The 22,302-nt window shown below is 67.5% G+C and carries 20 protein-coding genes; 15 read left to right on the forward strand and 5 right to left on the reverse strand.

The window, feature by feature from the left end; translation table 11 throughout:
• Window positions 1-10: 10 nt before the first annotated feature.
• Entirely contained in the window at window positions 11-415 is a 405-nt protein-coding gene (locus tag D0Y85_RS11835; protein WP_032975300.1) for a MerR family transcriptional regulator, read from the reverse strand.
• 64 nt (window positions 416-479) lie between these two features.
• Here D0Y85_RS11835 and D0Y85_RS11840 point away from each other — a divergent pair, with 64 nt between their 5' ends.
• The gene (locus D0Y85_RS11840) at window positions 480-1,307 is read left to right on the forward strand and encodes a class I SAM-dependent methyltransferase (RefSeq protein ID WP_117310602.1); all 828 of its coding nucleotides are present in this window, start codon (window positions 480-482) and stop codon (window positions 1,305-1,307) included.
• An 85-nt stretch (window positions 1,308-1,392) separates the two neighbouring features.
• Here D0Y85_RS11840 and D0Y85_RS11845 read toward each other — a convergent pair whose 3' ends face one another.
• The 4 genes from D0Y85_RS11845 to D0Y85_RS11860 all read right to left on the reverse strand — a co-directional run bounded on the left by D0Y85_RS11845 (window position 1,393) and on the right by D0Y85_RS11860 (window position 8,974).
• Window positions 1,393-1,683: a hypothetical protein gene (locus D0Y85_RS11845; protein ID WP_205420703.1), complete on the reverse strand. Its 291-nt coding sequence runs from the start codon at window positions 1,681-1,683 to the stop codon at window positions 1,393-1,395.
• A 121-nt stretch (window positions 1,684-1,804) separates the two neighbouring features.
• On the reverse strand, window positions 1,805-2,641 hold the full coding sequence (locus D0Y85_RS11850) for an OmpA family protein (RefSeq protein WP_117310603.1): 837 nt from the start codon (window positions 2,639-2,641) through the stop codon (window positions 1,805-1,807).
• 62 nt (window positions 2,642-2,703) lie between these two features.
• Window positions 2,704-7,275: a YadA-like family protein gene (locus D0Y85_RS11855; RefSeq protein ID WP_117310604.1), complete on the reverse strand. Its 4,572-nt coding sequence runs from the start codon at window positions 7,273-7,275 to the stop codon at window positions 2,704-2,706.
• A gap of 718 nt (window positions 7,276-7,993) precedes the next feature.
• The gene (locus D0Y85_RS11860) at window positions 7,994-8,974 is read right to left on the reverse strand and encodes a helix-turn-helix domain-containing protein (RefSeq protein ID WP_117310605.1); all 981 of its coding nucleotides are present in this window, start codon (window positions 8,972-8,974) and stop codon (window positions 7,994-7,996) included.
• Between the two features lie 281 nt (window positions 8,975-9,255).
• Between D0Y85_RS11860 and D0Y85_RS20570 the strand changes: the two genes are divergently transcribed.
• The 14 genes from D0Y85_RS20570 to D0Y85_RS11925 all read left to right on the forward strand — a co-directional run bounded on the left by D0Y85_RS20570 (window position 9,256) and on the right by D0Y85_RS11925 (window position 22,259).
• Window positions 9,256-9,522, forward strand: coding sequence for a hypothetical protein (locus D0Y85_RS20570; protein ID WP_162887659.1), 267 nt, complete (start codon window positions 9,256-9,258; stop codon window positions 9,520-9,522).
• A gap of 142 nt (window positions 9,523-9,664) precedes the next feature.
• Complete coding sequence (locus D0Y85_RS11865) at window positions 9,665-9,847, forward strand: Flp family type IVb pilin (protein ID WP_025878547.1); 183 nt, start codon at window positions 9,665-9,667, stop codon at window positions 9,845-9,847.
• A gap of 100 nt (window positions 9,848-9,947) precedes the next feature.
• Window positions 9,948-10,493 carry an A24 family peptidase gene (locus D0Y85_RS11870; RefSeq protein WP_032975294.1) on the forward strand — a complete coding sequence of 182 codons (546 nt, stop codon included), beginning with the start codon at window positions 9,948-9,950 and terminating at the stop codon, window positions 10,491-10,493.
• The gene (locus D0Y85_RS11875; RefSeq protein WP_025878545.1) at window positions 10,490-10,963 is read left to right on the forward strand and encodes a TadE/TadG family type IV pilus assembly protein; all 474 of its coding nucleotides are present in this window, start codon (window positions 10,490-10,492) and stop codon (window positions 10,961-10,963) included. Before D0Y85_RS11870 ends, D0Y85_RS11875 begins: the two co-directional genes overlap by 4 nt.
• Before the next feature lie 24 nt (window positions 10,964-10,987).
• Window positions 10,988-12,037, forward strand: coding sequence for a Flp pilus assembly protein CpaB (gene cpaB, locus D0Y85_RS11880; RefSeq protein ID WP_117310606.1), 1,050 nt, complete (start codon window positions 10,988-10,990; stop codon window positions 12,035-12,037).
• A gap of 18 nt (window positions 12,038-12,055) precedes the next feature.
• On the forward strand, window positions 12,056-13,414 hold the full coding sequence (locus D0Y85_RS11885) for a type II and III secretion system protein family protein (protein WP_117310607.1): 1,359 nt from the start codon (window positions 12,056-12,058) through the stop codon (window positions 13,412-13,414).
• 28 nt (window positions 13,415-13,442) lie between these two features.
• Window positions 13,443-14,699: a fimbrial protein gene (locus D0Y85_RS11890; RefSeq protein WP_117310608.1), complete on the forward strand. Its 1,257-nt coding sequence runs from the start codon at window positions 13,443-13,445 to the stop codon at window positions 14,697-14,699.
• A complete protein-coding gene (locus D0Y85_RS11895; protein WP_025878541.1) occupies window positions 14,684-16,033 on the forward strand; it encodes a CpaF family protein in 1,350 nt (449 codons plus the stop codon). The genes D0Y85_RS11890 and D0Y85_RS11895 overlap by 16 nt, the downstream gene beginning before the upstream one ends.
• Before the next feature lie 2 nt (window positions 16,034-16,035).
• Entirely contained in the window at window positions 16,036-16,977 is a 942-nt protein-coding gene (locus tag D0Y85_RS11900; protein ID WP_117310609.1) for a type II secretion system F family protein, read from the forward strand.
• Between the two features lie 28 nt (window positions 16,978-17,005).
• A complete protein-coding gene (locus D0Y85_RS11905; RefSeq protein WP_117310610.1) occupies window positions 17,006-17,935 on the forward strand; it encodes a type II secretion system F family protein in 930 nt (309 codons plus the stop codon).
• 5 nt (window positions 17,936-17,940) lie between these two features.
• Window positions 17,941-18,825 carry a Flp pilus assembly protein TadD gene (locus D0Y85_RS11910; RefSeq protein WP_117311922.1) on the forward strand — a complete coding sequence of 295 codons (885 nt, stop codon included), beginning with the start codon at window positions 17,941-17,943 and terminating at the stop codon, window positions 18,823-18,825.
• Window positions 18,822-19,295, forward strand: a complete 474-nt coding sequence (locus tag D0Y85_RS11915) for a DUF3613 domain-containing protein (RefSeq protein ID WP_117310611.1) — start codon at window positions 18,822-18,824, stop codon at window positions 19,293-19,295. Before D0Y85_RS11910 ends, D0Y85_RS11915 begins: the two co-directional genes overlap by 4 nt.
• A gap of 8 nt (window positions 19,296-19,303) precedes the next feature.
• The gene (locus D0Y85_RS11920) at window positions 19,304-21,454 is read left to right on the forward strand and encodes a TadG family pilus assembly protein (RefSeq protein ID WP_117310612.1); all 2,151 of its coding nucleotides are present in this window, start codon (window positions 19,304-19,306) and stop codon (window positions 21,452-21,454) included.
• Window positions 21,455-21,554: 100 nt separating this feature from the next.
• On the forward strand, window positions 21,555-22,259 hold the full coding sequence (locus D0Y85_RS11925) for a DUF2968 domain-containing protein (protein WP_117310613.1): 705 nt from the start codon (window positions 21,555-21,557) through the stop codon (window positions 22,257-22,259).
• Window positions 22,260-22,302 lie beyond the last annotated feature (43 nt).

The following is a 22,302-nucleotide window of genomic DNA, read 5'->3' on the forward strand; positions in this document are numbered from 1 at the left end:
TGTCGGCAGTTCATCCGCGCGCTACGCGCTGCTGCGCTCGCAGCAACCTGCGGAACGACACGCAGCGCCGAGCATCCTCGGCGTGTGGACAGGCGGCAGCCCGCCGCAGCCGATCCTGCGCCCGCTGCAATCTGCGGATCTGCTGCTGCAGCGCATCGGCCCGGGCCAGCAATGCCGTGCGATCCAGTGCAAGCCCTGCCCCCTGCGGCATCGCTGCGCCGATCTGCTGCAGCGACAGGCCTGCCGATTGCCCCAGGCCGATCAGTGCCAGCCGTTCCAGCACCTGCTCGTGGTACTGCCGGCGCAGGCCGCGACGCCCCAGCACCTGCAACAGGCCGAGCTGCTCGTAGTAGCGCAGCGTCGAGGCCGGTACGCCACTGCGGCGGACCACCTCACCGATATCCAGTTCCTGCATCGCGCTTGACCTCAAGTGGGCTTCAAGCGCCACCATGGTCGCACTCCCCGCGCAAGGCAAGCCCATGGACGATTCACTCCCGCTCGATCAGAACACGCTCTGGAACGGCGCCGCCGGCGAGAACTGGGTCGCGCAGCAGACCCTGCTGGACGGCCTGTTCCAACCGATGGCCGATGCCCTGCGCGACGAGCTGCCGGTTACCGTCACGGAACTGCTGGACGTGGGCTGCGGCACCGGCGCCAGTACGCTGAGCGCCGCCGCAGCACGCCCTGACGCCCATTGCACGGGCGTGGACATCTCCGCACCGATGCTTGACCTGGCCCGCCAGCGCGCCGCCGCGATCGGGCGCGGGATCGACTTCATCGTTGCCGATGCCCAGCGCCATCCCTTCGCAACGGCGCGCTACGATTGGATCCAGTCGCGCTTCGGGGTGATGTTCTTCGAGGGCACGCAGGCCGCCTTCGCCAACCTGCACCGTGCCGTCCGAACGGGCGCGGGCCTGCGCTGCATCGCCTGGCGCAGCGCGCAGGAGAATCCGTTCATGACCACCGCCGAGCGCGCCCTTGCAGACCAGCTGGTGCTGCCGGCGCGGGTACCCGGTGCACCGGGGCAGTTCGCTTTCGCCGATGGCGAACGGGTGCGCCGGCTGCTGCAGCGTGCCGGATGGCAGGACGTGGACATCGCGCCGCTGGACCTGACCTGTTTCCTCAGCCGTGATGCGCTGGCCAGCTACGTCGGCCAGCTCGGACCTGTGGGTCTGGCCCTGCGTGCGTTGCCGGCCGCACGCGCCGAAGCGCTGCTGCAGCAGGCGCTGACCGCGTTCGCACCGTTCATCGACGGTGACCGTGTGCGGGTGGAAACCGCCTGCTGGATGATCCGCGCCCGCGCATAGCAACAGAAGAGGGGACGGAGGGGATCAAGTCGTTCATGCCCCGGTTGCGCGGGAAACGACCTGATCCCCTCCGTCCCCTGTTTCTCTACAAGGCCTCGCCGGCATCGGCCAAGCGCGATTCGATGAGCGCGCACCACTGCTCGAGCATGTCGACCAGCATGTCCAGCTCGGCGTCGGCACGCTGCGCGCGGCCGCTGCGCAGGCACGCCTGTGCTTCCTGCAGCTGGGTGAGGAAGCCGGCAACGGTGTCGGCCTGCAGGATGAGGCCCGGCAGCCGGCGCCCGGGAATGCGCACGACCGCATGGTTGCCGAGCTGGCCATACACGCTGAGAGTGGCTTCCGTCTTCATGGACAGGGGCAGGAATCGGGCATTCATCAGGTGCACCAGGGAACAGACCTGCCCACCGGCAGGCGTGGAAAACGGGGGAGACGTTTCCACGTCCTGCCGGCAGAACAGGGGGGACTCGGGATGCCGGGGCACGCCCCGGCGCGGGGATTCAGTGTGATCGGGCCACGCCCGCGATCTGCACCCGGCGGTTGGGCGCCAGGCAGGCGATCAGCTCGCGGCGGTTGCGCTGGTCGCATTGCACCAGCGGTTCGGCCGCGCCCCGCCCTTCAGCGCTGATGCTCGCTGCGGATACGCCGCCCTGTACCAGCGCCATGCGCACCGCCTCGGCACGTCGCTGCGACAGCGTCTGGTTGTAGGCGGCGCTGCCGATGCGGTCGGTGTAGCCGACCACCTGGATCGACTGCACCTGGCTGGCCTCACGCACCTGCGCCAGTACACCCTGTACGGCCTGCTGGCCGCTGGCACTGAGCACGGCACTGTCGAAGCCGAACAGTGCATCGGCAGCCAGCCGCAGCGGCTGCTCGGGCAAGGGCGCCGGCGCCGGCGGTGGCGGCGGACGCGGCGGGTCGAGTACCGCAGCGCAGGATTCAGGCTTCCAGTACCCGCCCTGGGCGATGCCCTTGTTGTCGAAGCGCACCTGGAACTGGCAGGTGAAGTACTCCGCGCCCTGTGCGGTGCGGAAGTTGAACAGGTAGTTCCACTCGCGCACGCCCCACATGCCTTCATTGAAGTGCGGGGTGCCGAGCAGCGTGTACAGCTGGCGCTTGCTCATGCCCGGTGCGAACCGGCGCAGGTCGGCGATATCCGGATAGATGCCTTCCTTCAGCGATGCCTTGCTGGCCTCCGGGAAGGTGACGGCGGTGCTGTCGGCGGGGCCGTCGGCGGCCGGTGCGTGGCTGCGGCAGGCAACCAGCTGCCCCGCCACCAGGATCAGGCCCAGCGTGGCGGCGACGCGGCCAACGTGAGCGATGCGATGCGATTTCATGTCATTCCCCCTGTAGACGTTGCCCGCTGCACCGGGCCGCGAATGCGACCCGGCACGGGTGATCACCACTGGATGCCGGCACCGACGGCCACACCGGCCTCGCCGCGGCTGTTGGTGGAACCACTGAACTTGTAGATCCAGCGACCGCCCTCGGAGACACCGGAGATGCCCAGGGCCACGCCGGATTCGCCGTTGTAGCTGCCGGCGGCGATCGAGGCCATGTTGCGGCCAGCCTCGCTGGGCTGCGGCAGCGATGCGGTTGCCATCGCCGAGGCGATACCGGCCGAGGCGCGGTTGTCGGTCTTGCGCAGGTCGCGTTCGAAGCCGCCCATGCGCTCATCGGTGTAGGCCTTGGACCAGTCCAGGGTCTGCGCCATGCCCGACTTCAGCTGGTCGACGTTGACCGCGTCGGTACCGGCGGTGCCGGCAGCGACGTTGCGCACCGTGGTCGGGCCGCTGCTGGTGCTGCCCAGGGTCACGCTGTTGTAGTTGGTGGTGCCGTTGGTGGTGGTGTCATAGCGGATCGTGCCCTGCTGCGAGGCCTGCAGCTGGCGCACGTTGACCGCATCGGTCGCCTGCGAACCATCGGCCACGTTGACCACCTGGCGTTCGGCACCCGCTGCACCCACCGACACCGTATTGGCGCGGTTGGCGACCGAGCCCGCACCCAGCGCCACCGAGTTGTCTGCCTGCGCCTGCGCGCCGTTGCCCAATGCGGTCGAGTTGGCCCCGGCCGCAGTGGAGCCGGCACCGCCTGCGGCGGAGTTGGCGCCGGTGGCGGCCGGATCGGCCAGGTTGTTGCTGTTGTTGGCGCGGAAGCTGCCGGCAACGTTGGTGATGTTCTGGATCTTCTGGTCGGTGTAGGCCTTGGACTGGTCGATGGCGTAGTTCACGCCGTTCTTCAGCTGGCCGACGTTGGTCGCATCATGGTCATCGGAACCATCGGCCACGTGGGTGATCTTGCGCTCGCTGCCACTGCTGCCCACCGCCACCTCACCGGACGAGTTGCTGGCGCCGGCCTGGCCATAGGCACCGGTATAGCCGGTCTGCGCACCGACGCTGGCCACCGAACCGGCACCCAGCGCAACACTGTTGCCCGCGCTGGCAGTGGCACCGTTGCCGACCGCTACGCTGCCCGCACCGGCTGCACTGGCCTGCGGGCCGACCGCCAGTGCTTCGGCACCGGTGGCCGTGGCTGCGGCAGCCGTGGAGTTGACCGCCAGGTACGGGCTGCCGCCACCGTTGCTGATGCGCTGGTTGAGCACCCGCAGCGAACCGTCCACTGCAGAGAACGCAGCGGTGACGTTGCTGTAGTCGTTGCCGGTGATGGTGCCATCGGTGGCGATGGTGGAGATGTTGAAGGTCGGCGCGGTCCACAGCCCGGTGCTGCCGTTGTACACGGTGCTGCCACCGAAGTAGCTGGCCACCGTCTGGTGCGTGCTGAACAGCTGGTCGCCGGTGATGGCATCGCTGCTGCCCGCCAGAATGCTGCCGGCGGCCACGTTGGTGACTTTCACCGGTGCACCGCCGGTGCCGCTGAGGGTCACGGTATCGACCACGTTGCCACTCCCGTCCACGTCGTACTTCACGGCGCGTGCGTCCAGGTCATCGGTCTGCTCGGCCACATTGGCCAGCGAATTGCTGACCGCATCGAAAGCCGTGCCGACGTCGTTGTAGCTGCCCTGGCTGACCGTGCCATTGGCGGCGACGTTGTTGAGCGTGTAGGTCGGCGCGGTGACCACGCCACTGGCATCCACTGCAGCGCCGCCGCCGAGGTGGGTGGCCACCGTCTGGTTGGCCGCGAACAACTGTGCACCGTTGATCGCTTCGCTGCTGGCCGCGCTGATCTGGCCCGGGCCGAGGTTGCGCAGCGTGGTGGCGGTGCCGGCCTGGCCGAGCGTCGCACTTGCGTAGTTGACGCTGCCGTCGCCGTTGAGGTCGTAGCGCAGCGCGCCCTCTTCGGAGGCCTGCAGCTGACCCAGGTTGACCGCATCGGTGCTGGAGGTGCCGGCGGCGACGTTGGTGACCTGGCGTTCGGCGCCCGCGGCACCGATCGACACGCTGTTGGCACGGTCAGCCAGACTGCCGGCGCCGACCGCGATGCTGTTGGCGGCGGTTGCGCTGGCACCGGCACCGACGGCGATCGCTTCGGCGCCGCTGGCCACGGCGTCGGCACCGGTCGAATTCACCCGCAGGTACCGGGTGCCGGTGTTGCGGATGTCGTTGATCTGGGTGTTGAGGTTGACCAGCGAACCATCCACCGCATCGAAGGCGTCGGTGACGTTGTCATACAGCCCCGGGGCCACGGCGCCACCGGTGGAGATGGTGCTGATCTCGAACAGCGGTGCGGTGAACGTGCTGGTGAGCGGATCGAACGCTGCGCGTCCGCCGAAGAACTTTGCCATCGTGTCGTTGCTGGCGAACAGCTGCGCACCATTGACCGCCTCGCTGCTGGTGGCGTTGACCGCGCCGGCGGCCAGGTTGCCGATGGTGGTGGTGCCGGTGCCATTGCCGAGGGTCACACGGCGATAGTCGGGGTCGCCTGCACCATCCAGGTCATAGGTGACCGCCGCCGCGCCGACCGCGTCGATCTGGCTGATCGCACCCTTCAGCTGGGCCACGTTGACTGCATCGGTGTTGGCGCTGCCGGCCGCCAGGTTGGTGATCTGCCGTTCGCCACCGCCTGCGGTGCCCACCGACACTTCGCCCGCCGACACCTGTGCGGTGGTCAGGCCGTAAGCGCTGTAGCTGGCCTGTGCGCCGCGCAGTGCGGCCGAGCGATAGCCCAGCGCCACCGAGTTGGCCTGGTTGGAGGTGCTCTCTGCGCCGAGCAGGGTCTGCCCGTTGGCAGTGCCGCTGGCACTGTCGCCGACCACCACCGAGTGCCCCATGCGTGCTGCATAGTCGGCGGTGGGAACACCGGTCGGATCGCTCGGATCATTGGCACCCGCGCCGGGGAAGGCGACGTTGGCATCGACCTTCGGCAGCTCATGGCGGGCGTTGGCACCGATCACCACCTCCTTGGAGCCGTTGGCATAGGCGCCATCGCCCATCAGCACCTGGTAGTCCTGCGCTGCGTTTACCGCCCAGCAGGAGATGTCCGCCAGCGCGATGTCCAGGCACTTGGCCGCCCAGGCCGGCGAGTCCGTCGGCAGCAGCAGGCCGAGCAGGCCACCGGGATTGCCGTTGTTGATGTTGTAGATGTAGCTGTCGGAGGTGACGCCACCGATCAGGGTCAGGTGCGAGCTGCCACCGGTGACCGCGCCACCCAGTCCGTTGAGCGTGGTGCCGACCGGCGTTGCATTGACCACCGGCAGGCCGAGCACGTTGACCGTGGAATAGGTCTGCATGACGTTGGCGGTGCTGAGCTTGAGGTTGCCGTTGGACAGGTAGCCGGTGCCGCCGAACAGGCTGGCGGTGGTCGGGCCGAGCAGTTCGGTGACACCGCCCACCAGGCCACCGGTACCGATCACCAGGCCCGCGTTCGGGTCGGCAGCGGCGGGCGCCTTCGGGCTGGTCGGCGGAATGGCCGACGGCGAGGTCAGCCCGAGGCTGCCCAGGGTATTGCCGACCAGGCCACCGACGGCGCCGGTCAGGTTGCCGACGGTGCCGTTGAGGTCACCATTGAGCAGGCTGCCGACCGCGCTGCCAACGCCGTTGAGCGCAGTGCCGACGCCGTTGAGCAGGCCGCCCAGGCCAAGCGCGCTGTTCTGCGCGGCGACGGTTGCGGTGCTGGCCAGCTTGAGATTGCGATCGGCGACGATTTCCTCGCCGTCCTTGCCCTGCACCCGTACCTTGCCTGCCACGCCGGTATCGAACGCTGCGGTGATCGCGCGGTCATCGGTGTCACCCGGCAGCTCTTCCTTGGCCGGTAGTGTGACCGCTGCGGTGGCCCCGGCCTGGCCTTGGCCTTCAATGTGATTGCCGGCCACGACCAGCTGCGCATCGACCTTGCCATCCACGGCCGCCTTCAAGCCGGACGGCGTTACACCCGCTGCCGCGGCAACCTGGGTGCCGGCGTCAACGCTGGCAACCGGCTTGCCGGCGATGCCGGCATCGGCCTTTGCTGCCGCGTTGGCGGCCAGACCCAACGGCGCCTGTGCGGCCGGTGCGACGTTCGCCGCAAGCGCGGCATCGACACGGGTAGCGGCTGCAGTGCCAACACCTATGTTGGCGCGCACGTCTGCGCCCAGCGCCGGTGCAGGCACCTGGCGCGGCGCGGCGCCGGCCGCCAGCTTGACCTGCACGGTGGCCGGCAGCACGTCTCGCACCACCGGCAATGACGTTGTGCTCAGCTGCAGGCCGACGCGTGCGTTGGCACTGATCGCCGGGTTCGCCTGGGCCTGTCGTGCAGCTGCGGCCAGCGCCACTTCAGCATCGACCTTCACCGGCATCGGCTGGGTGTACTTGGCCGCCAGCGCCTGCAGGTCGCGCAGCGATTGATTGGCCTCTGTCGCCGCCGCAGGTCCGCTGGCCAGCACGCACAGCAGTGCCATGGCCAGGGTGCTGGGCACCAGAAGGCTGGCACGACGGTCGCGCGGTGCGGTACCACCGCCATCGCCGGTGGCCAGTTCCGAGGCCACAACCAGAGCATTGAGCTGGCGGTTCCATACACGCCGGTAGATGCGGTTCATGAGCATTTCCCCCGTAGGCGGACAACTTGAATGTCAGTGGACTTGCCGTTAGGCAGGTGACTGACATTTCGCGCCTTTCAGCGAGGGCTGCGCACTTCATTCCGGCAGGGCAATCGCGCATTCCGGCAAATCCACGGCCGGATTCGGCAGCCACATATGCAAATCCGGCAGGGAGGGCTGGCCGGGCTGCCGCCCGGCACCCGCAGAGGCAACGGCAACGGCAACAGCCGAAAGCAAAAGCGGGTTTCCTGCGGGATGGCGGGGTGGGTCCGGTTGCGGGGGACGCCGTAAACCCATCCTTGGGGGCTTGGCCGCGGCATCCATGCCGCGGACACCCCCGCAACCGGACCCACCCCGCCTTCGACAGTTTCCCGCGCACTTTAGATGTAGCGCCCGGCCAGGCCCGACCGGGGAAAGTCGGATCATCAATTTCGATTTAGATCGAAATAATCACTGAAAATCGAAGTTTCACTACGCTCAGGGTGAATGCATGACGCCCAATCCCACCGCCCTCGGGAAACTGTCAGGGGTGGGGCGGTGTGGGCTTGCAGGACCGTTGGCGCCATGGATGGCGCCATCGAGCCCCCATGGACGGGTTTACGGCGTGTCCTGCAAGCCCACACCGCCCCGCCAACCCACAGAAAACCCAGAGCCGGCTTTGGCTTTGGCTTTGGCTTTGGCTTCGGCGGGTGCCGGGCGGCAGCCCGGCCGATACCCCTCAGGCTGGCTGGCCGAGCTGTGCCGGTGCGCGCATCAACGTGTCACGCGGCAGTTCGCCGAACACTTTCCGGTAGTTGTCGGCAAAGCGGGAAAGATCCCACAGCCCGCAACTGAGGGCGATGGCCTTGACCGAGCGCCGGTTGGAATCGGCCATCGACAGGCTGCGGCAGGCCGCGCACAGCCGCAGCATCGACAGATAACGATTGGGCGAGGTGCCGAACAGATCCTCGAACGCATAGCGCAGGCCACGCTCGCTGACGCCGGCGGCGTCGCAGATTTCAGTCATGTAGATGTTGCGGCGCAGATTGAGGCGCATGAAGTTCTCCGCCCGCTGCGCGATCAGGTAATGCGTGCGGCGGGCGCGGCTGCAGCCGGGCCGGTCAGCGGGGCCGGCGCCGAGCAGCGCCTGGACATGCTCGTGCAGCAGGCGCTCGGTCTCTTCCGGCTGCAACCCACCCCCCTGCCCCAGCTGCGCGTGGAGTTGCCGGTAGTGGCGTACCAGCGGCACCGCACCATCGCCAAGGTTGAACAGTGAAAGCGCCTGCCCCGCCGGGGGCGTGCTGCGCAGGCTCAGCTCGATCAACTTGCGCTGCACGCGCGCAACCGGCACCAGCATCAACGTCATCTGGGTACCAGGGCTGAGGGTGAATTCACTGATGCCTTCAGGCATCACGGTCAAGGCCATGCCCGGCGTCAGCGGCACGCCATGGCACCAGCTCAATGCATCATCGGTGGTGTGCAGATAGCCGAGCATTGCCCAGTCGGGCGGCAGCATGAATCGGCCGCGGCAATGGAAACCACAGCTGATGCTGCAGAACAGGGCTTCCTCGTGAACGCGCGAAGCGAATGCCGCGCGCGGACCATTGCCATCCAACAACAACAGTTCCACGTCGCACACGCGGAGCACGCCGCTCAGCGTGGCCAGGTCGATCGACCTGAGATCGCCGTCGTCGCTGTCTTCCACCCCACCATCGACCATGACAGTGTCGTCCCCCGTTTGGTCTGCCACACGACCCCGCCCCCACTGCCTGACAAGGCGCACGCCGCTTCCAAGAGCATCGTCCATTGCCGTGATGGCCGCTGCAAAGCACGCGCCCACCCCTGAATTGCAAAACCTTGAATGCGAGTATGCCCGATAATCTTCAGTCGTAAACAGGACGTTTCGACGCTGTCGAATTATCAACCGCGTGAAGAAAGTGTTCGCATGAATGGCACGGTTTTCGCATGCGCGCAGAACGATCTCACATTATCTGCACGACCATGAATCGTTTTGTGCAGGAACGGATTTTGGTCACAGATCAGCATTGGAATATTCAGGAATTGATCGAATCTGCCGAATTTGCATATAGGTTCCGGTTGCAGGGAACCGCCATTCAGGCAAAGTCGGGATACGCGGTGATCGGGCGCGCAGGTGGCGGCCACACCCCAGGGGGACAGCATGAGCATGCACGTACGGGATACCGTTTCGGCCACCGGCATGGCGCCAAGTGGTCGTGGTTGCGCGGCCTCTGCCCTGCCCGGGAATGATCACCCTGCTTGAGCGCAGCGGGATTGCCCGCCGTGCCTCCTCCGCCAGGATGGCGGGGGCCTACGGACGGTCCCGGCGGAGCCGGGCCACCGGCCATGCAGGTTTACTGCAGCAACTGACAGGTACAGGGAGACAACCGTCATGAACGCATCGATCCGCAAGTTCCTGAAAGAAGAAGATGGCGTGACCGCGCTCGAATACGGGCTGCTGGCCGCCGTGATCGCCGGCATCCTGATCGTGGTGGGCAGAACCCAGATCACCGCGTTCTTCACCACGTTGTTCACCCGCCTGCAGGCCATTGCCACCGACGCCACCACCACCTAGGCAGCGCCCAGGGTGCAGCACCTGCGGTCGCTTCGATGGCGGCCGCGGTGGCTGATGAGGGGTTCTGCAACTGTCCAGTGACGGACAACGAGGGTGTGCGATGACACTGCTGGGATTGCTGGCCATGGGAGTGTGCCTGCGGATTGCGATCAGCGATCTGTATGCCCGCCGCGTGCCCAACACCTGGCTGCTGGCCGCGTGCGCGATCGCCGTGCCCCTGATCATCGCCGGCCAGTTCAATGCCACGCGCACGGCCTGGGCGCCACACCTGCTGGGCGCAGTCGTTGGCCTGCTGGCATTGCTGCCGTTCTATGCGGTGCGCTGGATGGGCGCCGGCGATGTGAAGTTCTTCGCCGTGCTCGGCCTGCTGCTGGGCTGGAAGGCATTGCTGCCGGTCTGGGTGCTGGCCAGCCTGGCCGCAGGCGCCCACGCCGTGCTGGTGCTGGCCGGTCGGCAGTTGGCCGGTCACCTGCCGCTGCGCCTGCAGATGCAGGTAAACCGCGCCAGCACGCACTTGAATGGCCACGCTGCCCTGCGCGAACTGCATGCCGCGCGCGAGGGGCGACAGGGCATTCCCTACGCAGCCTACCTGGCCTTCGCGGCGATCGGCTGGGTGTTGGCAACCACCTATGGAGGCGTCGCATGAAAGCGTTCGCGCGCCAACGCCAACGCGGCGTGGCCAGCATCGAATTCGCGTTGATGCTGCTGCTCGGCTTGGTACCGCTGCTGCTGCTCACCTTTTCCGGCGTGCTGATCATGGCCGCGCAGCAGACGCTGGCGACGGCGTCGGCCGAGGGCGCGCGTGCTTCGCTGCGCTTTGGCAACGCCGGCGAGCGGCGCACCGCCGCCTGCCTGGCGGCCCGCCGCTCCATGCAATGGCTGTTGCAGTTTTCCGGGCAGAACCCGGACTGCAGCGGCGGCGGCACCGGCGCCATCGTGGTCTCACCGCAGGCGCCCTGCGCCGGCCTGGCGACGGTGCAATGCATGACCGTGACGGTGAGCTACGACTATGCGTCCCATCCCTTCCTGCCCGGCACCGCTACGCTCTATGGCTGGGTGATGCAGGCCCCCATCCGCAGCGTCGCGGTCGCCCAGCTGGACCTCGGCAGCAACTGACGATCGGTACAGGAGACGATTTTCATGCTCAAGTTGACCCGCATCGCCGCCATCGCACTGATCGCGCTCGCCGTGCTGCTGGCCGTGGTCGCCTTCGTGATCGGGCGAAAGCCTGCGGCCTCGGCGGACAACCCGAGCACGATCGTGAAGGCCGATGCGCAGACCTTCAGTGTCGTTGAAGCCACCGCGCGGCTACCCGCCGGCGAGCCGATCAGCGCCAATGGCGTGCGGCTGACACAACGCACCGCAGAAGTGCCGGGGGCCGTTGCCGACCTGGCAGCGGCGGTCGGCAAGGTGCCGGTGCAGGACATCAGCGAAGGCAGCGCGATTGCTGCCAGCCTGCTGGCACAGGGCTTCTCGCTGCAGCTGCGGCCGGGTGAACGGGCATTGGCGGTGCCGGTCGATGAGCTGGTCGCGGCAGGCAACCGCATCCTGCCCGGTGATTTCGTCGACGTCTTCCTCAACCTGCGCAGCGCCGCTACCAGCTACAACGGCCAGCAGGACATCGCACAGACGCGGTTGCTGCTGTCACGCCTGCGCGTGCTCAGCTACGGACAGCAGGACATCGCGGCAGCCCCGACGAGCAGCCAGGGCCAGGCCCCGGCCACGGCAGGCAACGACTCACGTGCAGCCGATATCACCAGCGGTTCCAGCAGCGCCCCCAGCAACGCAAACGGTAGCGATGCCACGCAGCCGGCGCGCACCGCGGTGCTGGCGGTGCCGGTGGCCGACGCCAACCGCCTGCTGCTCGGCGCACAGCAGGGCAAGCTGTTCCTCGCCCTGCGCAATCCCGCCGATACCGGCCTGCCGGATGTGGCGCTGTTCCCACAGGCGCGCGGCGTGCTGGACCCGGTGCGCGGCCTGGACAACGAGCAGCAGCAGGCCCTGCAGCGACCGGAGAACAACGCCTACGCCGGCCTGGATGGCGATGCGCTGGCTGGCCGCGGCAGCAGCGTGCAGCGCAGCGTCCACGAAACGCCGGCGCGTGCACCGGTGCAGCGTCGCGCGACGCCGCGACCGGCGGGCATCGAAATCATCCGCGGCGACACTGCTGCCCCCCGTGGCTCCCTTTGACCCTTGCCGAGAGCGCACATGACTGAACGTCGCTACTGCCTACGCCCCACTGTCCGCCAGCGCTGGCTGGCCCTGCTGCTGGTGCTGCTGGCACCGGGTGCGAGCGTGGCTGCCGACGATCTGCTGCTGCAGACCCGCGAACAGCGGCCATGGACGCTGCCGGCCGACCTGGAACGGGTTGCCATCGCCGACCCCGGCGTAGCTGACATCGTGATGCTGCGCGGCGCGCGCCAGGCGCTGCTGGTAGGCAAGGCCCCCGGCACCACCACCCTGCTGCTGTGGCATCGCAAGCTGAGCGAGCCGCAACGCGTGCAGGTACGGGTGCAGAGTGCCGTGCAGGGCGCCGCCGATGCCGGCTCCAGCGGACTGGTGTTCACCCAGCAGGACCATCAGGGGCTGCTGCAGGGAAGCAGCGACAGCGTGCTGGCGCACATGCAGGCGCAGAAGACCGCGGTGATGGCGCTCGGCAAGGACGGCAGCCTGGCCGATGCCTCCACCATCAGCAGCGGTGGCGTGGTGCAGGTCGAGGTCAAGGTGGTCGAGTTCAACAAGACCGCGCTGAAGCAGATCGGCATCAGCTTCCAGAACCGAAACGGTGGTTTCGCCTATGGATTCGCGCGGCCGGGCGGGCAGCTGCCAGGCAACACCGGCATTCTGCCCGGCATGAAGGAAGGCGAGTCGAGCAACGAAAGCGAGTCACCGATCTCCTCGGCGTTCAGGCTGGTGTTCGGTTCGACCAAGGGCCTGTGGAACGCCGATGTCGACCTGCTGCAGGCCAACGGCATGGCGCGCGTGCTGGCCGAGCCCACCCTCGTTGCGCTGTCGGGGCAGAGTGCCAGCTTCCTGGCCGGTGGCGAACTGCCGATCCTGGAACCGCAGGGGCTTGGCACGACCACCGTCACCTACAAGCCCTTCGGCATCGGCCTCACCGTTACCCCCACCGTGCTCTCTCCGAACCGCATTGCGTTGAAGGTTGCCCCGGAAGCCAGCGATCTGGACTACACCAATTCAGTCGCGCTCAACGGCGTGCAGATCCCTTCGATCACCACCCGCCGCGCCGACACCACCGTCGAGCTTGGCGATGGTGAGAGTTTCGTCATCGGCGGCCTGGTCAGTTCCACCGTGGCCTCGACGGTCAACAAGATTCCGTTGCTCGGCGACCTGCCGATCATCGGTACGTTCTTCCGCAACTTCGACTACAAGCGCCAGGACAAGGAACTGGTGATCATCGTCACCCCGCGGTTGGTACAGCCGATTGCCCGCAACACCGAACTGCCGCTGCCCGGCGATCGTGAAGCCAAGCCGAACCTGCCCGAATGGGGCGCGTGGCTGCTTGGCCCGATCAGCCGCGACCCGGTGCCCGGTTTCTCGCGCTGACCCACATGACGTCTCCGGTACCACGCCAATGCCCTACGCCACTGCCCAGCCACTGCACCCGCAAGGACCACCGATGAACCTGGTCCTGTACGGGATCGACCGCGAACTGCTGCCGCGCCTGGCCGCCAAGCTGCCACCGGGCACGGCACTGCACTGGCAGGACAGTGGCGAACCGACCTCAGCGCAGGACCTGCAGCGTGGCCCGCAGAACCTGGTCCTGCTCGACTTCCGTCCAGAGCATGCTTCGGCATCGACAGTACTGGCCCTGCAGCTGCAGCAGACCCAACCCGAATTGACCCTGGTGGCGGTGGGCGCCACCAGCGCCGGCCAGGTGGAAGGCGTAGTGATGGCGCTGCGCGCCGGCCTGCGCGATGTCCTGGACCTGGACAGTGACAACACCGGCATCGAAGCCGCCCTGCGTCGCGCCCTCTCACCGCGCCCGGCCGCAAGCGCACAGCAGGCGCACAAGGCGCGCCTGATCGTGCTGCTGGGCGTGCGCGCTGGCGTGGGCACCAGCACGATGGCCGCGCATCTGTCGGTGCTCGCACAACAGACCCATGCCCTGGCCCAAGGCGATGCGGCTGTGCGCGATGGGCTGCTGATGGAGCTGGCGCAGCCGGCCGGCGACCTCGCCCTGTACCTCAACCTGGACAGCCGCTTCCACTACGAAGACGCGCTGCGCAATGCCAGCCGCATCGATGCCACCCTGGCCCGCACGGCGATGGCCCGGCACACCAGCGGGCTGGTCCTGCTCGACCGTGCCAGCGGCAGCGACGCCCTGCCGCCGTCCGATCCTGGTGCGCTGCTGCAACGACTGCGCGGCGTGTTTTCCAGCGTACTGTGCGATGCCGGTGGCTGCCCGCTGCGGCAGCTGCCGCCGCTGCTGCTGGACCAGGCTGATGAAATCTGGCTGGTGGCCGACGCATCGATCGCCACCCTGGTGTCGCTGGACCACGCCCTGAAGCACCTTTCCGGCCAGCGCGACCGCGAGAAGCGACTGCAGCTGGTGATCAACCGCCACGACGACAACAGTGGCATGAGCCCCGAACAGATCGCGCGCCGCTTCGAGCTGCCGCTGCTGGCCACCCTGCCCGAGCGGTCGCGGGTACGCGCCTCCGCCAGCCATGGCCATCTGCTGCTGCAGGATGCGCCGCGCGACCCGTACCTGCGTGCCCTCGCCCCGCTGGTGCAACGCCTGGATCCGGCTGCCTGCCCGGTCCAGGCGCACGGCCTGCGGGAAAGACTTGCCCTTGCCCTGGGTGGATCGCAATGGAAGACAAAGTGACCCCGTTCCCGCACGTTGTCGCCCGCAGCACGGTGCCGGAGCATGCACCGGGCAGCCTGCCGTTCGCACAGACCGAGCAGTACCAGAAGGTGCTGTCGGCCGCGCACGAGCATCTGCTCAACAGCATCGAAGACGAGCGCATCGACATCGATTCCTGGGCCCCCGACACCATCGCCCGCTGGGTGGAAGTGCAGACGGTCAGTTTTATCCAGGAATGGCGCATCCCCATCAACGAAGAAGAAATGCAGGTTGTGGCCGAAGGCCTGGTCAAGGAGCTGACCGGGTTCGGCCCGCTCGATGACCTGCTGCATGACCCCACCATCGAAGACATCCTGATCAATGGCTTCAAGGATGTGCATGTCTCCCAGGGCGGGCAGCTCAAACGCGCACCTCAGCGCTTCACTGATGACACCCACCTGCTGCGCATCCTGCGCCGCATCATCGCCCCGCTCGGCCGCCGCCTGGATGATTCCAATCCGATGGTCGATGCACGCCTGCCCAATGGTGGCCGCCTCAACGCGATCATCTCGCCACTGGCGGTGGACGGGCCGATGGTGTCCATCCGCAAGTTCCGCAAGGATCCGTTCACGCCCGACGAACTGCTGGCCAAGGGCACCTTCGATGCGCCGATGCAGGCGCTGCTGAAGGCGATGGTGCTGGGCCGCTGCAACATCCTGGTGTCAGGTGGCACCAGCTCGGGCAAGACCTCGCTGCTCAATGCGCTGGCCAGCTACGTGCCGGCCAACGAACGCGTCATCACCGTGGAAGACACCGCCGAGCTCTCGCTCAACCACCCGCATGTGGTGCGCCTGGAGAGCCGCATCGGTGGCGCCGAAGGCCAGGGCGCGGTCAGCATCCGCGACCTGGTGCGCAACAGCCTGCGCATGCGCCCGGACCGCATCGTGGTCGGCGAAGTGCGTGGCGCCGAGGTGCTGGAGATGCTGCAGGCGATGAACACCGGACATGACGGATCGATGGCCACCATCCACGCCAATTCGCCGCGCGACTGCCTGTACCGCATCGAGATGCTGGCCGGCTTCGCCGGCTTCCAGGGCAGCGAAGACAGCCTGCGCCGGCAGATCGCCAGTGCCATCGACTTCATCGTGCAGATCTCGCGCCTGGGCAGCGGCCGCCGGGTGCTGGTGTCCATCACTGAAATCACCGGCGTCAGCGACAACCTGATCACCACCCAGGAGATGTTCCGCCACGAAGTGCAGATCGATGGCAGCGGCAAGGAAATCGACCGTTGGATCGGCCTCGGCTTCCAGCCACATTCGCACAAGCTGGAGCCGTTCCGGCAGTTGCTGCGCGAATCCCTGTACGGAGACTTCTGAGCATGGGTACCGGCCTGCTGCTGGGTGTGCTGAGCATCGTGTCGGTGCTGCTGGCGCTGGCGGTGTGGCTGTGGGGGACGGCCGGCAGCCGAGAACAGCGCCAAGCTTCGCTGCAGCATGCCGAGCAGCAGCTGGCACGCGGCACCGGCGCTGCCGCCACGCCGGCCGATACGGCACGGCAGGCGCCGCTGCCTGCGCCAGATCGCCGCACCCTGCCCTGGAACGGGCTGCTGCAGCGTGCCGGCCTGGCACCGGGCTGGAAGCTGCCGCTGCTGATGCTGATGCCGGGAATCGCCCTGTCCGCGTTCGCGGTGTTGCGCCTGGGCACCTTCTGGATGTTCCCGTTGACCCTGCTGCTGTACGTGCTGGGCTGCTGGCTGTGGCTTATGCGCCGTATCGCCAAGCTGCAGGCGCAGCTGCTGCACCAGCTGCCGGACTTCCTCGACAACCTGGTGCGCCTTACCGCGCTCGGCAACAGCCTGCAGGCCGCCTTCCAGGTCGCGTCGACGCAGACCAACGCGCCGCTGCGCGGCCTGCTCGACACCACGGTGCGCTATGCACGTGGCGGCATGGACCTTGACCGTGCGCTCAACCTGGCCGCACAGCCCTACCGCATGGAGGTGCTGAAGGTGCTGGCGGTGGTGATGGGCGTGAGCGTGCGCATCGGTGGCCGTGCCGACCAGATCCTGCAGCGCATGGGCGACTTCATGCGTGACCTGGAACAGGCGCAGCAGGAACTGGCCGCAACCACTTCTGAAACCCGCATGTCGGCGTGGGTACTGGGCCTTCTGCCACCGGCCAGCGCCGTGCTGATGGCGATCTCCAGCCCCGAATTCTTCCAGCCGGTGCTGCACGACCCACTGGGCCACAAGATCCTGCTGATCGCGCTGGCGCTGGAGTTGACCGGCGCCTTCCTGCTGTACCGCCTGGCCAAATCACTATGAACATCCCCGTCCACGCAGGAGGCATCCAATGAGCGCCAGCATCTGGTTCGTGGCTGCCCTGCTGGTGTTGGCCGCCGGCGTGGCCCTGCTGGGACTTGGCAGCTGGGTGCGCAGCCATCGCGAGGATCGCAGCGAGGCCACGTTGAAAACAGCGCTACGTCCGCGCGAAAGCGAAGACACAGCGGCCGACGCACGCAAGGACTCACTCGGCTGGCTGGAGCAGTTCGGCCGCGGACTGAGTGGCGGACGCCTGGAAGCGGCGCTGCTGGCCGGTGAGGATCGCCTGCTGCTGGACCTGGCCGGCTGGAACACCCGCCGCGGCACCTCCATCTACCTCGGCCTGCGGCTGCTGCTGGCGGTGCTGGTACTGGGTATGGCGCTGACGCTGAGTGACGTCACGGGGTTGTCGAGGATCATGGTGGTGATCGGCGCGCTGGCTGCTGGCCTGCTGCTGCCGAAGTTCGCGCTCAGTGCGTGGGTCAAGCGGCGGCGACGCGCGGTGAACAATGAGCTGCCGCTGCTGATCGACCTGCTGCGCCTGCTGCAGGGCGTGGGCTACAGCATGGATCAGAGCCTGCAGACACTGGGCGACAAGCTGCGCGACGCACTGCCGGTGCTGGGTGGGGAAATCCAGGAAGCGAATGTGTCCTACACCCATGGGCGCACGCGCGCGCAGTCGCTGCGGCGGCTGAGCGATGTGTACGGAGATGACGATCTGTCCAGCCTTGTGCAGTTGATCCTGCAGGTGCACGCCCACGGCGGTGCCGTGCAGGAACCGCTGCGCCAGTTCAGCGTCCGCCTGCGCGAGCAGCGCCGCAACGCGCTGAAGGAAAAGGTCGGCAAGCTCTCGGTGAAGATGACCGTGGTGATGATGCTGACCCTGCTGCCGGCACTGATGCTGGTGCTGGCCGGACCGGCGCTGGTCGCGCTGGCCACTACCTTGTCGAAAATGGGATGACCTTCATGCCTGTCCTGCGCCCTGCCTGCCTGTTGCTTGCCCTGGTTGCCGCCGCTGCCGGCTGCAGCTCCACCACGCCGAAGTACCTGCGTGCGCCGAGCCTGGCCGAGCCGACGCCGGCCCCGCAGGACAGCCGCAACGCCTACCTGGAACTGATCCAGCGGATGCAGCAGCAGGGCGCCTGGTACGCGTCGCTGGCGCACGTGGATGCGTTCCGCCAACGCTACGGCGATACCCCGGCACTGCGCCTGCTGCAGGCCGACGCACTGCGCCATACCGGCCAGATCGATGCGGCGCTGGCGCTGTACCGCGAACTCGGCAATGGCCCGCAGGCCGCGGCCGCCGCACACGGCATGGGCCTGATCGCTGCCCTCCGCGACGACGACCAGGGCGGCGAACAGGCGCTGGCACGTGCCACCCAGCTGAGCCCGCTGAACACCGATTACCTCGGCGACCTGGGCTATGCACGGCTTCGTGCCGGCCGCTTCGAACAGGCACGAGAGCCACTGGCCAAGGCGCTGGAACTGTCGCCGGGCAATGCCAAGGCCACCGCCAATCTTGCCCTGTGGGCGCTGTTGCGTGGCGACACTGCCACCGTCGAACGGCTGGCCCAGCAGGCCAGCTTCAGCGAGGAGACCCGCCGCAGCGTGGAACAGCAGGCGCAGCAGATCCGCGCGCGGCTGCAGCAACGCCAGGCCGCTGCCACTGCTGCAGCGGCGGCAGCGGCACGGCCAGTTGCTTCGGTAGCTGCCACCCCCGCCAACGCAGGCCCACGCTTGGCCGCCGAACCGCGCCGCGATGGCCGCGACCAACGCGACCCACCACGACTGCCGCCCTCGATGCTGGAACGCTTCGGCTCCACCGACCATCCCACCGGGAACACGCCATGACCTCGACGCCGCTGATCCGCTGCCTGCTGCCGGTGCTTGCCGGCTTGTCTTTCGCTGCGGTTGTGCAGGCGCAGACGCCGCAGCAACCGTTGACCGGGCAGATGCTGGGTGGTGCCGCGCCCGCGCCGGCAGCCGCTCCCCTGCACAGCGGGCCGTTGGCTACCGTGGACGTATCGCCGCCACCAGCCGCAGCGCCCATCGCAGCCCCCGCAGCCCCCGCAGCCCCTGAAACCAGGCCTGATTTCGGCGGCACGCAGTTACAGCCCAACACCTCGCAGATCGGTGACACCACCCGCAGCCTGTTCCGCCTGCAAGCGTCCGGCGAGGTGGCCGGTGTTCGCCTGCCGATCCTCGGCGACCAGGCCACATCCAGCTACGCGCGTTACCTGAAGAGCTTCCAGTACGACATTCCGCAATTCTTCGAAACCGACGTCGCCAAGTCCGCAGGATCCTCCCGATCCGGACGCTGAGGCCCGCCATGAACCGAGCACGCCACATCAGCTTCAGTCGCCCGCGCGGCGGTATGTCGGTCACCATGATGCTGGTGATGATCGCGCTGCTGGCCATGCTCGGCCTGATCGAGATCGGCTTCCTGTTCTGGGCCAAGCGCGATGCGCAGAAGGTGGTCGATCTGGCTGCGCTGGCAGGCGCACAACGGCTGGACCTGTGCCGGCCCGACAACGCCGACAACAGCGCGGCCCGGCAGAACGCGCTCGCACAGAACACCTTCCCTGGGCAGGTGCAGATCCAGTGCGGCAACTGGAATGCCACCCGCGGAACGGCTGACCACTTCAGCCCAAGCGTGGACGCAGGCAATCCACGCAACGCGGTGCGGGTCATTGCCGAACGCGGCGTGCTGCCGTTCTTCGGCCAGAACAGCGGGCTGCCCACGTTGCGCGTGCAGGCGGTGGCCAAGCGTTCGGAACCCACCGCCGTGTTTGCAGTGGGTTCGCAGCTGCTGCGCACCAATGGCAACTCCCCCTTGATGGCGACCCTTCGGCTGGTCGGCCTGGACGTCACCAACGCAACAATTCTGTCCTACGACGGCCTGGCACAGGCCACCGTCACCCCGTCGGGGCTGCTGGCGGCACTGGGCATCCCGGTCACCGCCGACCTCAGCGTGGCCGACTTCAACCGGCTGCTGTCGGTCAACCGCATATCACTGGCACAGCTGGTCAATGCCACTGCCACGGTGGTGGGCCGCGAGACCGCCGTCGGCGTACAGCTGCAGGCGCTGTCCAACCTGGTCGGCACCCGGCTGGACATCAACCAGCTGAACATTCTGCTGGGCAGCCAGAACGGCGGCGGCGGCCTGTTCGCGCAGGTGATCTCACCGGACGGCACCATCGGCAGCGCGCTGGAATCGAAGGTTAACGTGCTGGATCTTGTCACCGCCGCGATCTCCATCGCCAACGATGGCAATGGCGTGCAGGTGCAGGGCCTGAACCTGCTGGGCATCGACGTCAAGGCCGGCGTGGTGGAACCGCCCTCGATCGCCATCGGTGGCGTCGGCGCACGCGCATACAACGCGCAGGTGCGGCTGATGGTGGACGTCGACAGCGACCGCCTGTTCGCGATTGGTCCGCTGCTGAACCTGCTCGGCACCCGCCTGCATCTGCCGCTCCACGTGGATGTGGCCAATGCGATGGGGACACTGACCAGCATCCAGTGCGGTGCGGCGCCGCCGACGGCCACCGTCCAGGTCGATTCCTCGGTACTGCGCGCCTGCGTCGGCAAGGTCAACGCGGCTGATCGCTTCTCCAAGAGCAACGTCTGCGACGCGACCCTGCAGAACGAGCAGTTGTTGAGGCTGCTGGGGCAGCCCCTGATCAACGACAAGGTCACCCTGCCGGCGCTGACCAGCACGCAGAGCCTGACCCTGGCCGCAGGCGAGACCGGCTCGACCCGGATCAACCCGTTGGCCGTCGGCACCGCCGTGTCGGACCTGGTCAACGAACTGCTGCGGGTGCTGTCAGGCATGCTCAGTTCACCCAAGCAGGGCATGAGCGCCAATGACACCGCCAAAGCTCTGGCAGACCGTTACCTGCAGGCGGCCTTCCCCAGCGGCGGGCGTTACAACGTGGACCAGGTGATTCCATTGCTGCGCGATGGCGATCCGTCACGCAACCTCGCACCGCTGGGCAACTGGACCGTTACCAAAGGCGTACCCAAGCCCTGCCTGCTTGGCCTGACCACCTGCTGGGAAGATGGCTCGGTGTGGACGGGCTATCGCACCACCGTGACCGGCCAGGGCCTGGGCCTGCTCGATGGCCTGCTCGGCTCGCTGGTCGGCGGCCTGCTGATCAACCGCTGCGACAGCCTGCTGGGCAACCTGATCGACTACAACGGCTGCGTGCGCAACAACCTGGCCTCCTACATCCAGACCGCCCCGGACGGATTCCTTGATGGCCAGAACGGCGGCGGCGTGACCACCCCCGGCAGCAACGTCACCTGCAGCGGGCTGCTGTGTGCGCTGCTGGACCCGGTGCTGGCGGCGCTCAAGCCCGTGCTCAACAGCGTCGGCACCCTGCTGACCAACACCCTGGCCAGCCTTCTCGGGCTGGAACTGGGCCGCACCGATGTCAGCATGCAGTCGATCCAGTGCAGCTCGGCGCAGCTGGTATTCTGACCCGCGCGGGCGCCGCTTGGCGGCGTCCGTGCCCATGCTAGACTCGCGGCGGGGAACCACTTTCAACTCAACCCACACTACATCCGTGGATGGTCTAGACATGCGAGAAACTTCAGGGGGCACCGTCTTCGCCCGGTATCGCCGCGGCGCAGCATTGCTGGCCGTGGCCATGATGGCGGTGGCGCCGTCGGCGCTGGCCGCACGTGGTGATCGCACTGCCGCGGTCGAACCGGCCAAGGGCGCACCGGTGGTACGCAACACCGTCGACGAACTCAAGCAGTTGATGGATGCGCAGCAGCTCACCGAGCTGCGTACCACTTACAACGGCAACTACGGTGCCAGCCTGCTGTTCAATGCCAATACCCTGACCTACTACGTGGCGCTGTTCCAGGAGAAGAACTTCTGGCGGGTGATCAAGACCGATGCCGTCGACAACGCCGAGCGTGTCTACCGCACCTTCGCCCAGCAGTCCGAACAGCTGGCGCAGGTCTACATCGACACCACCCGGCTGGAAGCCGGCAAGCGCTACACCGAGCGCCTGGTGGCCTACAACGAAGAACGCCTGCGCACCCTGCAGCAGGAAATGGAACAGCAGCAGGCGCAGTCGGTGCAGGTCAGCGCAGCGCTGCAGCAGGCACAGCAGCAGGCGGTCAGTCTGAGCACCGATGTGCAGAGCACCAACAGCCAGCTCGATGCGCTGCAGCGACGGATCCAGATCCTGCAGGCCGAACAGGGCAACCCGGAGCTGAGCCTGCCCAAGCCGGATGCGGCGACGGCACCGGCCGCCGCCAGCGACGGCCGCTGAGGTCTTCCGGGCCTGTAGACCAGAACGGCACCTTCGGGTGCCG

Origin of the sequence: Stenotrophomonas sp. G4, assembly GCF_003428825.1 — a bacterium.
In the GTDB taxonomy this organism is placed as follows: domain Bacteria; phylum Pseudomonadota; class Gammaproteobacteria; order Xanthomonadales; family Xanthomonadaceae; genus Stenotrophomonas; species Stenotrophomonas indicatrix.